This window comes from Chthonobacter albigriseus, assembly GCF_013839445.1.
In the GTDB taxonomy this organism is placed as follows: domain Bacteria; phylum Pseudomonadota; class Alphaproteobacteria; order Rhizobiales; family Pleomorphomonadaceae; genus Chthonobacter; species Chthonobacter albigriseus.
This window is the reverse complement of sequence record NZ_JACDIT010000006.1, coordinates 192,928-206,591: the sequence shown is the minus strand read 5'-3', so window position 1 is coordinate 206,591 and position 13,664 is coordinate 192,928. Positions and strand designations below refer to the sequence as shown.

The 13,664-nt window shown below is 67.4% G+C and carries 11 protein-coding genes; 8 read left to right on the top strand and 3 right to left on the bottom strand.

Annotation, left to right across the window (positions count from 1 at the left end; translation table 11 throughout):
- Positions 1-40: 40 nt before the first annotated feature.
- Positions 41-889 (bottom strand): pyruvate, water dikinase regulatory protein, encoded by an 849-nt coding sequence (locus HZ321_RS16340; RefSeq protein WP_181703451.1) that lies wholly within the window; start codon positions 887-889, stop codon positions 41-43.
- 611 nt (positions 890-1,500) lie between these two features.
- Here HZ321_RS16340 and hemE point away from each other — a divergent pair.
- The 3 genes from hemE to rho all read left to right on the top strand — a co-directional run bounded on the left by hemE (position 1,501) and on the right by rho (position 4,512).
- Positions 1,501-2,517 carry a uroporphyrinogen decarboxylase gene (hemE, locus tag HZ321_RS16335; RefSeq protein ID WP_342343866.1) on the top strand — a complete coding sequence of 339 codons (1,017 nt, stop codon included), beginning with the start codon at positions 1,501-1,503 and terminating at the stop codon, positions 2,515-2,517.
- A 13-nt stretch (positions 2,518-2,530) separates the two neighbouring features.
- On the top strand, positions 2,531-2,962 hold the full coding sequence (hemJ, locus tag HZ321_RS16330) for a protoporphyrinogen oxidase HemJ (protein ID WP_181703449.1): 432 nt from the start codon (positions 2,531-2,533) through the stop codon (positions 2,960-2,962).
- Between the two features lie 284 nt (positions 2,963-3,246).
- Positions 3,247-4,512: a transcription termination factor Rho gene (gene rho, locus HZ321_RS16325; RefSeq protein WP_181703448.1), complete on the top strand. Its 1,266-nt coding sequence runs from the start codon at positions 3,247-3,249 to the stop codon at positions 4,510-4,512.
- Between the two features lie 75 nt (positions 4,513-4,587).
- Here the strand turns inward: rho and HZ321_RS16320 are convergent, their stop codons facing one another.
- On the bottom strand, positions 4,588-6,606 hold the full coding sequence (locus HZ321_RS16320; RefSeq protein WP_181703447.1) for a thioredoxin domain-containing protein: 2,019 nt from the start codon (positions 6,604-6,606) through the stop codon (positions 4,588-4,590).
- A gap of 59 nt (positions 6,607-6,665) precedes the next feature.
- Here HZ321_RS16320 and mnmE point away from each other — a divergent pair, with 59 nt between their 5' ends.
- The 5 genes from mnmE (at position 6,666) to HZ321_RS16295 (ending at position 12,498) form a co-directional block, all read left to right on the top strand.
- A complete protein-coding gene (gene mnmE, locus HZ321_RS16315; protein ID WP_181703446.1) occupies positions 6,666-8,012 on the top strand; it encodes a tRNA uridine-5-carboxymethylaminomethyl(34) synthesis GTPase MnmE in 1,347 nt (448 codons plus the stop codon).
- A gap of 167 nt (positions 8,013-8,179) precedes the next feature.
- Positions 8,180-10,045: a tRNA uridine-5-carboxymethylaminomethyl(34) synthesis enzyme MnmG gene (gene mnmG / locus HZ321_RS16310; RefSeq protein WP_181703445.1), complete on the top strand. Its 1,866-nt coding sequence runs from the start codon at positions 8,180-8,182 to the stop codon at positions 10,043-10,045.
- Entirely contained in the window at positions 10,045-10,707 is a 663-nt protein-coding gene (gene rsmG, locus HZ321_RS16305) for a 16S rRNA (guanine(527)-N(7))-methyltransferase RsmG (RefSeq protein ID WP_181703444.1), read from the top strand. Before mnmG ends, rsmG begins: the two co-directional genes overlap by 1 nt.
- A 47-nt stretch (positions 10,708-10,754) precedes the next feature.
- The gene (locus HZ321_RS16300; RefSeq protein ID WP_181703443.1) at positions 10,755-11,594 is read left to right on the top strand and encodes a ParA family protein; all 840 of its coding nucleotides are present in this window, start codon (positions 10,755-10,757) and stop codon (positions 11,592-11,594) included.
- Positions 11,595-11,613: 19 nt separating this feature from the next.
- Positions 11,614-12,498 (top strand): ParB/RepB/Spo0J family partition protein, encoded by an 885-nt coding sequence (locus HZ321_RS16295; protein WP_181703442.1) that lies wholly within the window; start codon positions 11,614-11,616, stop codon positions 12,496-12,498.
- Positions 12,499-12,616: 118 nt separating this feature from the next.
- Here the strand turns inward: HZ321_RS16295 and holA are convergent, their stop codons facing one another.
- Positions 12,617-13,660 carry a DNA polymerase III subunit delta gene (gene holA / locus HZ321_RS16290; RefSeq protein WP_181703441.1) on the bottom strand — a complete coding sequence of 348 codons (1,044 nt, stop codon included), beginning with the start codon at positions 13,658-13,660 and terminating at the stop codon, positions 12,617-12,619.
- Positions 13,661-13,664: the final 4 nt, after the last annotated feature.

Below are 13,664 nucleotides of genomic sequence, written 5' to 3'. Positions count from 1 at the left end.
TGAAGGCCCGGGCGAGCCCCCATCCGGCGCAATCCGCCGGTCAGGCGAACGGTTCCTTGGTCTTGCCGTAGCGATGTTGATCGTAGAGCGCAAGGATCGCGGCGGCGGTCTCCTCGATCGAGCGGCGGGTGACGTCGATCATCGGCCAGTTGTTCTCCGAGCAGAGCCGGCGCGAATAGGCGACCTCCTGGGCGATCGCCGTCTTGTCCACGTAGGGCGTGTCCTGGTCGGCCGCGTTGAGCGACAGCAGGCGGTTCTGGCGAATATGCATGATCCGCTCGGGGCTGGCGATCAGGCCGACGACGAGCGGTCGTTTCGCATCCAGGATCTTCTGCGGCATCGCCACCCCCGGCACCAGCGGCATGTTGGTGGCGCGCACGCCGCGATTGGCGAGGTAGATGCTCGTCGGAGTCTTCGACGTGCGGCTGACGCCGATCAGGATGATGTCGGCGTCCTCGATGTTCTCCGGCAGCTGGCCGTCGTCGTGCATCATGGTGAAGTTCAGCGCGTCGATCCGCTTGAAATACTCGGCGTCGAGGGCGTGCTGGGCGCCGGCCTTTCCCGTCGCCGGCAGGTTCAGGTAGGAGCGGAAGACATCGACGATCGGGTCGAGCACATTGACGCAGGGCAGGGTCGCGGCCTTGCAGGCTTCCTCGATGCGGGCGCCGAGATCGCGTTCCACGAGCGTGTAGAGGACAATGCCAGGCGAGGCCTCGATGTCGCTGATCACCCGGTCCAGATGGCGCATGGAGCGGACGAGCGGATAGACATGCTCGATGGGCGCGATGCTCTCGTAGCGCGCGGCGGCCGCCCGGCCGACGGTGAGGAGTGTCTCGCCGGTGGAGTCGGACACCAGATGCAGATGGAAATAGATGTGCCCGCGCTTCATCGCGCTCCTCGCCCGTTCGTTTGACGGAGATTGGCACGGACCGGCAGGTTTCGCGAGGGGCGGGCCGTCACAGGCGCCGATCCGGCCCGGATCGGCGGTTTTCTGTTCTGATGGAGGCTTCCGTGCAGGGTTGTCCCCAGCCCTGTGGAGAAGTGTGGAGGGCGGGGGCCGGATCGGGGCGGCGGCGGGAGCCTGTCCCGGGTCGGCCCAAATCATCAACAAATCCTTACCGGAGCGTGTCACCGTCGGGCAGGCTGTGGGCAAGGGTGATCTGCAGACGTTGTCCGCCAGAAGGGACTGTCATCGACTCCTCATCCACAAGGCGGAGTCGGCAGCCCGGCCTTTGAATCGGCTCCGAAACAGCCGGATTCCAGCGTTCTCAACAGAGTGGGACGAAGCGGGCGGGAAAAACGTCCCCACCGGACGATGCGACGGCACGGAGGCTGACGGATTGTGGACGGCGGGGGATCCCTGTAATCCACCCCCCTAATAGAAACGAAAAAGTCTTATCAGACTCTTAATCTCTGAAAGGGATGGAGCCCGTGGACCACGACAAGCGCGCTTCCGGCAGTCAGTCGCCCGCCTCCGACGGAAGGGGCCAGGAGAAGGCGATCCTCCGGGTGCTCGACGGCGAGCGCCTGTTTCCGCCGCCGATCTGGCTGATGCGCCAGGCCGGCCGCTACCTGCCGGAGTACAAGGCAACCCGGGCGGAGGCCGGCGGGTTCCTGGATCTCTGCTACTCGCCGAAGCTGGCGACCGAGGTGACGCTGCAGCCGATCCGCCGCTTCGGGTTCGATGCGGCGATCTTGTTCTCCGACATCCTGGTGGTGCCGCACGCGCTCGGCCAGACGGTGTGGTTCGCCGAAGGGGAGGGTCCACGGCTGGAGCCGGTCACGCTCGATGGGCTCGGCGGTCTCGACCTCGATGGCATGCTGGGGCGGCTGGAGCCGGTGCTGGAGACCGTGGAGCGCATCCGGGCGGCCCTGCCCGCCGAGACGGCGCTGCTGGGCTTCTGCGGGGCGCCCTGGACGATTGCGACCTACATGATCGCAGGCCGGGGGACGCCCGACCAGGGCCCGGCGCGGCGGGCGGCGCTGACCGATCCGGAGGGGTTCGCCCGGCTCATGGACCTGCTGGTCGATGCGTCGGTCGCCTATCTGGTGGCGCAGCTGAAGGCCGGCGCCGACGCGGTGCAGATCTTCGACACCTGGGCGGGAAGCCTCGACGACGAGGGCTTCGAGCGCTGGGCGATCCAGCCGGTTGCGCGGATTGTCGCCGGAGTCCGGGCAGTCGTTCCGGGTGCGCGGATCATCGGCTTTCCGAAGGGCGCTGGAGCGCGTCTGCCTGAATACGTGCGGCGGACCGGCATCACCGCCGTCGGGCTCGACTGGCAGGTCCCTGCCGTTTTCGCCCGCGACAATGTCCAGACGCTGGTGCCGGTGCAGGGCAACCTGGACCCGCTGCGGATGGTGGTCGGCGGCGAGGCGCTCGACCGCGGCGTGGACCATGTGCTGGAGATGCTCGGACACGGACCCTTGATCTTCAACCTCGGACACGGCATCACCCCGGACGCCTCGCCCGAGGCGGTTTCGCGGCTGGTGGCCCGCGTCCGCGCGGCGCGGCTCTGAGGAAGGGTCCACGATGGGTGATCTCTACGCCTGGCTGAAGGTCGGCCATCTCGCCGCGCTGATCGCCTGGATGGCCGCGCTGTTCTACTTGCCCCGCCTGTTCGTCTACCATGTGGACGCACCGGTCGGTTCGGCCCAGTCCGAGACGTTCAAGGTGATGGAGCGGCGGTTGCTCAAGGCGATCATGACGCCGGCGATGATCGCGACCTGGATCTTCGGCCTGGCGCTCGCCTGGCAGGGCGGCTGGTTCTCGGACGGTTGGCTGCATGGAAAGCTGGCGCTGGTGCTTGCCCTCTCCGGCTTCCACGGCGCCTGCGCCAAGTGGCTGAAGGATTTCGCCGCCGACCGGAACACGCGGCCCGGGCGGTTCTACCGGATCGCCAACGAGGTGCCGACCATCCTCATGATCCTGATCCTCATTCTGGTCGTCGTTAAGCCTTTTTGAGGGGAGTTTCGGTTAAAAAGCGGTCGTCGGCGGGCTTGTGGCCGGTCGGCGAAGCAGCTATATGCTCGGCATAAGACCGCTGCAGACGTGGCATCCCTTGCCCGCCCGGGCAAAACGAGATGCCGGGGGCTATCGGCCCGAAGCCGCCGATTTCTGCACGGACCGGATCCCCTCCGGTTCGCTGCCTCGCTCTCCAGATCTTGCGCGTAATTTCCCTTCCTTGCCTCGACGCGGGTCTCCCATGTCCCGCTTGACCTTTCCCATCTGACAGAGACCGACGCCCCATGGCGGAGATGAAACTCCAGGACCTGAAGAAGAAGACCCCCACCGAACTCCTGGCCGTGGCCGAGGAACTGGAGGTCGAGAACGCCTCGACGATGCGCAAGCAGGAGCTGCTGTTCGCGATCCTCAAGCAGCTTGCCGCGCAGGATGTCGACATCATCGGCGAGGGTGTGGTGGAGGTGCTGCAGGATGGCTTCGGCTTCCTGCGTTCGCCGGACGCAAACTACCTGCCCGGGCCGGATGACATCTACGTCTCGCCCTCGCAGATCCGCCGCTTCTCGCTGCGGACCGGCGACACGGTCGAAGGCGAGATCCGGTCGCCGAAGGAGGGTGAGCGCTATTTCGCACTCCTCAAGGTCAATACCGTCAACTTCGAAGATCCGGACAAGGCTCGTCACAAGGTCCACTTCGACAACCTGACGCCGCTCTATCCGGACGAACGCTTCCGGATGGAGGTCGAAGGCCAGCCGAGCAAGGACTACTCGGCCCGCATCATCGACATCGTCTCGCCGCTCGGCAAAGGCCAGCGCGCCCTGATCGTGGCGCCGCCCCGCACCGGCAAGACCGTGCTGCTGCAGAACATCGCGCACTCCATCACATCGAACCATCCGGAGTGCTATCTCATCGTCCTCCTGATCGACGAGCGTCCGGAGGAAGTGACCGACATGCAGCGGTCCGTCCGCGGCGAGGTCGTGTCCTCCACCTTCGACGAGCCGGCGGTGCGCCACGTGCAGGTCGCCGAGATGGTCATCGAAAAGGCCAAGCGCCTGGTCGAACACGGTCGCGACGTGGTCATCCTGCTGGACTCGATCACCCGCCTCGGCCGCGCCTACAACACCGTGGTGCCGTCTTCCGGCAAGGTGCTGACAGGTGGCGTGGACGCCAACGCCCTGCAGCGCCCGAAGCGCTTCTTCGGCGCGGCGCGCAACATCGAGCAGGGCGGTTCGCTGACCATCATCGCCACCGCGCTGATCGACACGGGCAGCCGCATGGACGAGGTGATCTTCGAAGAGTTCAAGGGTACGGGCAACTCGGAAGTCATCCTGGACCGCAAGATCTCCGACAAGCGCGTGTTCCCGGCGATCGACATCCAGCGCTCCGGCACCCGCAAGGAAGACCTGCTGGTTCCGCCGGACAAGCTCAAGAAGACCTTCGTCCTGCGCCGCATCCTCAATCCGATGGGCACCACCGATGCGATCGAGTTCCTGCTCGACAAGCTGCGGCAGACCCGGACGAACTCGGATTTCTTCGACAACATGAACACCTGACGGCACCGCCGTCGGATTCACGTGAAACAGCCGCCCGGAGCGATTGCTTCGGGCGGCTTTTTTGTTTCACGTGAATCAGAGACCACGGAGAGCTCTGGGATCGGTGACCGGAAGCGAGCAGGTGGCGCCTTTGCAGACGTAGGCGGCCGGGACGCCATCCACCGCCGCCTTGCCGGAAGCGGGATGCACCGGACCGAGGCCGTCAGTCGATTCGGACACGAAAAGAACCGCGGTGGGTTGGAGACGGCGGGCGGCGGCGACAAGCAGATCCCGCTCCTCGCCGGGTGGTCCGACCACGACGACCGACGCCATGTCCAGCCGGCGCGCGAAGGCCTCGAGCGTCGAGGCCGCACCGACGATGTTGCGCGCGATCTCGGCGCCTGCTGCGCGGAAGATCGCATCGGCGCGGTCGAGATGGCGCTGGCGGCCGGTCAGCAGATAGAGGTCGAGCGAGGCGCGGGCGGCGAGACCGTTGGCATTGGGTGTGGCTTCGTCGTGGATGGACTTCGGGCGGACGATCAGGTCGGCGACGTCGTCGGCGGAGAGATGGAAGAGCCCGTCGGTTGCGGCGTAGTGGCGGTCGAGGATGGCGAGCAGCGCTTCCGCCTCGTCGATGAACTCCGGGCGGAATGTGGCCTGGTGAAGCGCGATCGCGGCGGCGGCCATGCCGGCATGGTCGGTGGCGAGGCCGGGGCGCGTGAAGCGACCGGCGCGGGTCGCGTGGGCGAGGCGGCCGTCGACGTCGGCCATGACGTCCATCACGAAGCGATAGGCGGTTTCGGCCCGCGCGATCCAGTCGGGGCGCGCGAGAGCCACGCCGGCAGCGCAGAGGCCGCGGATGACCAGGGCGTTCCAGTCTGCCAACACCTTGTCGTCGCGACCGGGCTGGGGTCGACGATTCCGCGCGGCGAGGAGGCGCCCTAACGCATCCGACAAGCGACTCTCGGTAAGCCCGTCCCGTTGCGGCGCGAGTGTCCGATTGAGGATGTTGCGACCTTCGAAGTTGCCCGTTCGGCTGACGTCGTAGGCGTCGAAAACCAGGTTCGCATCCTCCTCGCCGAGAACTTCGGCGATCTCATCGGGCGTCCAGACGTAGGTCAGCCCCTCGTGGCCTTCCGTATCGGCGTCGAGGCTCGCCGCGAACCCACCCCCATCCACTTTCATCTCCCGGCCGAGCCAGGCGATCGTTTCTTCGATTCGGCTGCGGAACGGCCATGCGCCGCTGAGGGCTTCGGCATGAGCAAGCAGCGCAAGCAACTGGCCGTTGTCGTAGAGCATCTTCTCGAAGTGCGGGACGAGCCAGCGGTCGTCGACGGAATAGCGCGCGAAGCCGCCGCCGACGTGGTCGTAGATGCCGCCCTGGGACATCCGTTCGAGCGCGAAGACCACGGAAGCCAGCATGGGCTCGCTGCGGGTCCGGAGACCCTGGGTGAGGAGGAGGTTGAGCAGGGTCGGCTGCGGGAATTTCGGCGCACCGCGCAACCCGCCATGGACAGGGTCGAGGAGCGATACGAGGCGCGAACAGGCGGCTTCGAGCAGGTCGGGCGTCGGCTCAGGGCCTGGTGATGAAGGGGCTGAGAGTTGCTGCAAGTGATTGGAGAGGGCGGTTCCGTTGGCGGTCACCTTCTCCGGCTCCTCATGGAAGATCCGGGATATGGATTCCAGCACCTGCGTGAAGCCGGGCCGACCATAGCGGGTGGTCTTCGGAAAGTAGGTGCCGCCCCAGAAGGGTTCTCCGGCGGGTGTCAGGAACATGGTGAGCGGCCAGCCGCCCTGCTCGCCGAGCGCGTGGAGCGCGTTCATGTAGATCTGGTCGACGTCCGGGCGCTCCTCGCGATCGACCTTGATATTGACGAACAGGCGGTTCATCACGGCGGCGACCGATTCGTCCTCGAAACTTTCGTGCGCCATCACGTGACACCAGTGACAGGCGGCATAGCCGACCGACAGTAGCACCGGGCGGTTCGACCGGCGCGCCTCCTCGAAGGCTTCGGTTCCCCATGGATACCAGTCCACGGGGTTGCCGGCGTGCTGGAGCAGGTACGGGCTGGTCTCGTCGGCCAGTCGATTGGTGGTGCCGCTCTCGGTGGTCATCGGTCTCGTCCGCATCGTTGTCAGACGCGCAACGCAGAGCGCGCATCCAGGGTTCAGCCATGAGCGAGGGTACACCGGGACAAGTAGGCGCGTCAGGCGGAGGGCGGGACACGATCGTCGCGCTTGCGAGCGGCCATCCGCCTGCGGGGGTCGCGGTGATCCGGGTATCCGGGCCGTCGACGGGGTCGGCGATCGCCCGGGTCGTTCGGACGGTGCCGACCGCTCGACGCGTGAGCTTCCGCGCCATCCGGGATCCCGACACAGGCGAGGTGATCGATCGGGGAATCGTCTTCCTCATGCCCGGGCCAGGCACGTTTACCGGGGAGGACACGGCAGAGATCCAGGTGCATGGCAGCCGAGCAGTCGTGCAGAAGATCCTCGCGGTTCTCGCATCGCTTCCGGGCTGCCGGCTGGCGGAGGCGGGGGAGTTCACTCGCCGCGCCTTCGAGAACGGCCGCCTCGATCTGACTGCGGTGGAGGGCCTTGCCGATCTGATCGCGGCCGAAACGGACGCGCAGCGGATCCAGGCCCTTGCGCAGGCGGATGGCGGTCTCGCCCGTTCGGCGCTCGACTGGCGGACGCGGATCCTGGAGGCGCGGGCTCTCCTGGAGGCGCACATCGACTTCTCCGACGAGGAGGATGCGGCGGGGGCGGACCTTTCTCCGGTGGATGCGGCGCTGGGCTCGATCGCACGCGAGATGGCGGAGGCGATCAGCGGCAGCCGACGGGGCGAGCGGGTGCGGGACGGCTTCCAGGTTGCGCTGATGGGTGCCCCGAACTCCGGAAAATCTAGTCTTATCAACGCTTTATCTGAAAGGGACGTGGCCATCGTCTCCGACGTCCCGGGCACGACGCGGGATCTCTTGGAGGTGCACCTGGACCTGCGGGGCGAGGCCGTTGTGCTGTTCGACACGGCAGGCCTGCGGGACACGGCCGACAGCGTTGAACAGGAAGGCATCAGACGCGCGGTCGATCGCGCGCGGCGCGCCGATCTCGTGCTCTGGCTCGATCCGGAGGGACGGACGCCACCGGACCACGTGGCAAGGCTCGGTCCGCCGGTCCGGCTGCTCCGGACCAAGAGTGATCTCCACCCAGGCCGGGCGGGAGACGGGTTGGCGGTCTCGGCGGTGACCCCCGGTGGGTTGGACCTGTTGATCGCCGAGCTGGTGGCGCAGGCCTCGGTCGGGGCGCGCGGCGAGCCCGCTCTCGTCACCCGCGCCCGGCAGAAGACGTGCGTCGCGGCAGCGCTGGAGGCCGTCTCGGCGGCGCAACGATCCGGACTACCTCTGGAAATCCGCGCCGACCACCTGCGCCGGGCATCCGAGGCGATCGGCCGGCTGGTCGGGCGTACGGATGTCGAGGACGTGCTCGGTGCGATCTTCTCGCGCTTCTGTATCGGCAAGTGATCCACAGCCTATCCCGGCTGTTTCACGTGAAACACTCCACAGGCTGTGGATATCTCGATTCGGATCCGGTCCGTTTCACGTGAAACAGCTCGACCGACGTCGTTTTGACCCGGGCGACGTTTGGGGATAAAAGGCGGGCCGATCCCCACAGAACAGGTCCACACATCGTGTCGGGCAGCTTTGACGTCATCATCATCGGCGGTGGACATGCCGGAACCGAGGCGGCCCACGCGGCGGCCCGGATCGGTGCGAAGACCGCGCTCGTCACCCATCGCTTCGACACCGTCGGCGTGATGTCGTGCAATCCGGCCATCGGGGGTCTCGGCAAGGGTCACCTCGTCCGGGAGATCGACGCGCTTGACGGGGTAATGGGCCGGGCTGCCGATGCGGCCGGCATCCAGTTCCGCCTGCTCAACCGCCGGAAGGGCCCTGCGGTGCGTGGTCCTCGGGCCCAGGCCGATCGCCGTCTCTACCGCGAGGCGATCCAGGCGGGGGTCCGGCGCGAGCCCAACCTGACGGTCGTGGAAGGCGAGGTGGACGATCTCCATCTCAGCGAGGGCCGGGTCACAGGCGTCGTCCTGTCGGATGGTCGCGCGCTTGCAGCCGGGGCGGTCGTGCTCACCACGGGTACCTTCCTCGGCGGCCTGATCCATATCGGCGAGCGCACGGTCCCGGCCGGCCGGGTCGGCGAAGCGCCTGCGCTCGGCCTGTCCCGGACCCTAGCGAGGGCAGGGTTCGCGCTTGGCCGTCTGAAGACCGGCACGCCAGCGCGGCTCGACGGCCGGACGATCGACTGGGCCTCCTTGGAGGTGCAGCCGGGCGACGACGTGCCGACGCCCTTCTCCACGCTGACCACGGCGATCACCACCCCGCAGATCGCCTGCGGCGTGACGCGGACCACCGAGGCGACTCACCGGGTGATCCGCGAGAACATCCTGCGGTCTCCGATGTACTCGGGCCAGATCGAAAGCCGTGGACCGCGCTATTGCCCCTCGATCGAGGACAAGATCGTCCGCTTCGGCGACCGCGACGGGCACCAGATCTTCCTGGAGCCGGAGGGCCTGGATACGGACGTGGTCTATCCGAACGGCATCTCCACCTCGCTGCCCGAAGAGGTCCAGGCCGCCCTCATCGCCACCATCCCTGGGCTGGAGCGGGCGCGGATCCTGCAGCCTGGCTATGCCATCGAATATGACCATGTGGACCCCCGCGACCTTAAGCCGACGCTGGAGACGAAGCGCATCGTGGGGCTGTTCCTCGCCGGCCAGATCAACGGGACGACCGGATACGAGGAAGCCGCGGCGCAGGGACTGGTGGCCGGCCTGAATGCCGCGCGCCGCGCCGGCGGGCTGGACGGCGTGGTGTTCGACCGGTCGCAGGGCTACCTCGGCGTGATGATCGACGACCTCGTCACCAAGGGGGTCGCGGAGCCCTACCGCATGTTCACCTCGCGCGCCGAATACCGGCTGACGCTGCGCGCCGACAACGCGGACCAGCGCCTCACGCCGATCGGGGAGGCGCTGGGTCTGGTCGGGCGCGAGCGGTCGGCGGCTTTTTCCGCCAAGATGGCGGACCTGGACGCGGCGCGCGCGCTTGCCCACGGGCTGCGGATGACGCCGAGCGAGGCCTCCCGGCACGGCCTCGCGCTGAACCAGGACGGGGCGCGGCGGTCGGCCTACGACCTTTTGTCCTATCCGGATATCGACCTCGCCCGGCTGGTGGCGATCTGGCCGGAGCTCGGACGACTGCCGTCCGCGGCGGCCGAGGCGCTGGAGATCGAGGCGCTCTATGCCGTCTACATGGACCGGCAGGACGCCGACATCGCCGCCTTCCGGCGGGACGAGAGCCTCGCGATCCCGTCGGATTTCAGTTTCGAGCTGCCGGGCCTCTCCAACGAGGTTCGTGCGAAACTGAACGCCGTCCGGCCGGTGACGCTCGGGCAGGCGGCGCGGATCGACGGCGTCACGCCGGCGGCGATCACGCTGCTGCTCGGCCACGTCAAGCGCGGCCAGCGTGCGGCGGGAGCTGCGTGATGGCCGCGCCGTTGCCGGACGGGCCGGAGGCCGTGCGGGCGATCCTGCCGCTGACGGAGGCCGCCAAGGCGCGGCTCTCCGCCTATGTCGACCTGATCCGCCGCTGGCAGCCGGTGAAGAACCTTGTCGCGCCGTCGACGCTTGGCGACATCTGGCGGCGGCACATGGCCGACGGCGCGCAGGCACTCGCTGCGTTTCCCGCAGCGCGCCGGTGGCTCGATCTCGGATCCGGCGCGGGAATTCCGGGGCTGGTAACCGCCATCCTGCTTGCCGACGAGCCCAGTGCGCGGGTCACGCTGGTGGAATCGAATGGCCGCAAGGCGGCCTTCCTTCTAACCGTGGCGCGCGAGCTGAAGCTGCCCGTTCGGGTCCTCAACGAGCGCATCGAGCAGGTCTCAGCCCGGTCCGGCGCCGAGATCGGGCCGGTGGAGGCGGTCTCGGCGCGTGCACTCTCCCCACTCTCCAAGCTGTTAGAGCAGGCGGAGCCGTGGCTCACCCAGGGCGCGGTGGGTGTTTTCCACAAAGGACAAGATTTTGCGTCCGAACGCGATACGGCCACTCTATCTTGGGAATTCGATCTGGTAGAACATCCCAGCAGGATCGAACCGGACAGCCGCATCGCGGTGATCCGGGGGCTCGCACGGCGGCGGGCAGCAGGTTAACCTCTGATTCACCATATCGAATCCGGCTCAGGGGCGAGAGGCCACCGATGACCACACTTCCCGATCAACCGCGCGTTCTCGCGCTCGCCAACCAGAAGGGTGGCGTGGGCAAGACGACCACGGCGATCAACCTGGGCACCGCCCTCGCCGCCATCGGCGAAGAGGTGCTGATCGTCGACCTCGACCCGCAGGGCAACGCCTCGACGGGGCTGGGCATCGACCGTCGGTCGCGGTCGGTCTCTACCTACGATGTCCTGGTCGGAGACGCGGCGCTCGGCGAGGCGTTGGTGGAGACGGTCGTGCCGCGGCTCACCGTGGCCCCGTCCACGCTCGACAATCTCGGCGTCGAACTGGAAATCGCTCACGAAACGGATCGCGCCTATCGGCTGCGCAACGCCATCGCCCGGCAGGCGGAGCTGGCGGCCAAGGATCCCACCGGCAAGACCAAGCGGTTCACCTATGTGCTGGTCGACTGCCCGCCCTCGCTGAACCTCCTCACGATCAATGCGATGAGCGCGGCGCACTCGATCCTGGTGCCGCTTCAGTGCGAGTTCTTCGCGCTGGAAGGCCTGTCGCAGCTGTTGCAGACGGTGGAGCAGGTCAAGCGCACGCTGAACCCGCGGCTGACCATCCACGGCATCGTGCTCACCATGTTCGACGCGCGCAACAACCTGTCGAACCAGGTGGTGCAGGACGTGCGCTCGACGATGGGGGACACCGTCTACGACACGATCATCCCGCGGAACGTGCGGGTGTCGGAAGCGCCATCCTACGGCAAGCCGGCGCTGCTCTACGACCTCAAGTGCTCCGGCAGCCAGGCCTACCTGAAGCTCGCCTCCGAAATCATCCAGCGGGAACGGCGGCTGAAGGCGGCCGCCGCGGCCTGAGCGGCAAGGATCCAGACCCATGACCATGACGGACGATAGCGGCCGGCGGCGGCTCGGGCGCGGGCTCGCGGCGCTGATCGGCGACGCCAGCAACGAATTCGAGGTGGTGGAGCGGGTGCGCGGCACGCGCAAGGTCGCGATCGACCTGATCCGGGCCAACCCGAAGAACCCGCGGCGGCTGTTCAAGGAGGAGGAGCTGGACGAGCTCGCGTCCTCGATCAAGCAGCACGGCATGATCCAGCCGGTGGTGGTGCGTCCGGTTCCAGGCGGTGGCAGCGGCTACGAGCTGATCGCCGGCGAGCGGCGTTGGCGGGCGGCGCAGAAGGCCGGCGTGCACGAGATCCCGGTGATCATCCACGAGCTGAACGACAAGGAAGCTCTGGAGATCGCGATCATCGAGAACGTCCAGCGGCAGGATCTCAACCCGCTGGAAGAGGCGTTCGGCTACGACCAGCTGATCAACGAGTTCCACTACAGCCAGAATGATCTCGCGTCGATCATCGGCAAGAGCCGCAGCCATGTGGCGAACACGCTGCGGCTGCTGAAGCTTCCGGAATCGGTAAAGCAGTATCTGAACGATGGATCCCTGACGGCCGGCCATGCGCGCGCGCTGGTCACAGCGCCGGATCCGGCTGCGCTGGCGCGCCGGATCGTCGAGGAGGGGATGACGGTCCGTTCCGCGGAGGCGCTTGCCCAATCCGTGGTGGAGCAGCCGCACGGGCGTGCCAAGACGTCGGGCAAGGCCGAGAAGGATGCGGACACGCGCGCGCTGGAAAAGCAGCTCTCCGATGCGCTCGGTTTCGCGGTCGAGATTAAGCACAAGGCCGACGGCAGCGGAGAGATTCGGATCCGTTACAAGTCGCTGGAGCAGCTCGAAGAAGTCTGTCGGCGATTAAACGGCTAAACAGGTCGATTCAGATCCGAGACGATTCTGATGGTCCGATGTCGAAACGAACCCGCTGCAGAGGCCCGTCCATGTCTGCAGCGGGTTTCTTGTATTCCGGCGATCGTTTCGGAGGGAGTCAGCGCCGGCCGCGGTTCTGACCGGCCGCATAGCGCGCCAGCGTGATCAACGTGTCGCCGACGATCTCGCGGGAGAGGGCGTTGTTGAGACGCTGGTCGCGGACCGTGTCGCTCAGGAGGCTCATGGCCCGCTGTAGACGCGCGGCGCTCCAGAGGCCCAGCGCTTTGGCCACCTTGGCTTTGCGCTTGAAGAAGATCGGTGGCCGCATGCCTTCGACGGCCTGGTCGGGCGTGCGGCCGGCATCGACGTCGGGGCGGGCCGCGTCGAGGGCCTGGAAATGTCGGAGGGCGGACAGGGCGATCTGGTCGGTGGAAAGTCCCTCGCTGGCGGCCTTGGCGAGCAGAACCGTCAGACCCGCCAGGTCGCCGGTGGCGGCGGCATCGACGATCTCCTCGGTGGCGATCGAGGAGCTGTCGCCGATCAGTTCCTCCACGTCGGCCAGTTCGATGGCGGGCTTGCCGAGCGCGAAGAGGCAGACCTTCTGGATCTCACCGCGCGACATCAGCCGGTCGCCACCCAGTTGGGATACCAGCAGCGCCCTGGCTTCGGCGCTGATGGACAGGCCGTGCGCGCGCACCTCCTCGTCTACCAGCCGCGCGACGGCGGCCTCGTCATCCACGTAGCAGGGAATGGCGTAGGCGCCGCGGTCCTTCTCGAACAGGGCGCGGAGCGGGCTCGCCTTCTTCAGGTCGCCGGCCTCCACGACGATCACCGTTTCCGGCGGCGGACTGGCGATCAGCGGGGCGATCACGGCGGCGAGGTTGCTGCGCCCGCCAGCGTCGCGGATCAGGATCGCGCGCCGTCCGCCGAACATGGAGACCGCGTAGGCCTCGTCGGCCAGCCGGCTCGGATCGGAGGTGAGCTGGGCGCCGTCCAGCCGGATCAGGGAGAACGGATCGGACGGGTCCGCGGAGGCCGCCGCGATGCGGCCGGCCCGTTCGGCCGCCGATCCGGAGTCCGGGCCGTAGACCAGGTAGAAGCCGATCTCCCGCGGCGGCCTGGCGGCGATCCGATCGGCGTCCTGGGCCTTGGCGGCGACCATGGCG

Excerpts from the sequence above, each read along its gene's own strand:
- HZ321_RS16340 (WP_181703451.1), bottom strand. The coding sequence starts at position 889 with ATGAAGCGCGGGCACATCTATTTCCATCTGCATCTGGTGTCCGACTCC.
- hemJ (WP_181703449.1), top strand. The coding sequence starts at position 2,531 with ATGGGTGATCTCTACGCCTGGCTGAAGGTCGGCCATCTCGCCGCGCTG.
- rho (WP_181703448.1), top strand. The coding sequence starts at position 3,247 with ATGGCGGAGATGAAACTCCAGGACCTGAAGAAGAAGACCCCCACCGAA.
- HZ321_RS16320 (WP_181703447.1), bottom strand. The coding sequence starts at position 6,606 with ATGACCACCGAGAGCGGCACCACCAATCGACTGGCCGACGAGACCAGC.
- mnmE (WP_181703446.1), top strand. The coding sequence starts at position 6,666 with ATGAGCGAGGGTACACCGGGACAAGTAGGCGCGTCAGGCGGAGGGCGG.
- rsmG (WP_181703444.1), top strand. The coding sequence starts at position 10,045 with ATGGCCGCGCCGTTGCCGGACGGGCCGGAGGCCGTGCGGGCGATCCTG.
- HZ321_RS16300 (WP_181703443.1), top strand. The coding sequence starts at position 10,755 with ATGACCACACTTCCCGATCAACCGCGCGTTCTCGCGCTCGCCAACCAG.
- HZ321_RS16295 (WP_181703442.1), top strand. The coding sequence starts at position 11,614 with ATGACCATGACGGACGATAGCGGCCGGCGGCGGCTCGGGCGCGGGCTC.
- holA (WP_181703441.1), bottom strand. The coding sequence starts at position 13,660 with ATGGTCGCCGCCAAGGCCCAGGACGCCGATCGGATCGCCGCCAGGCCG.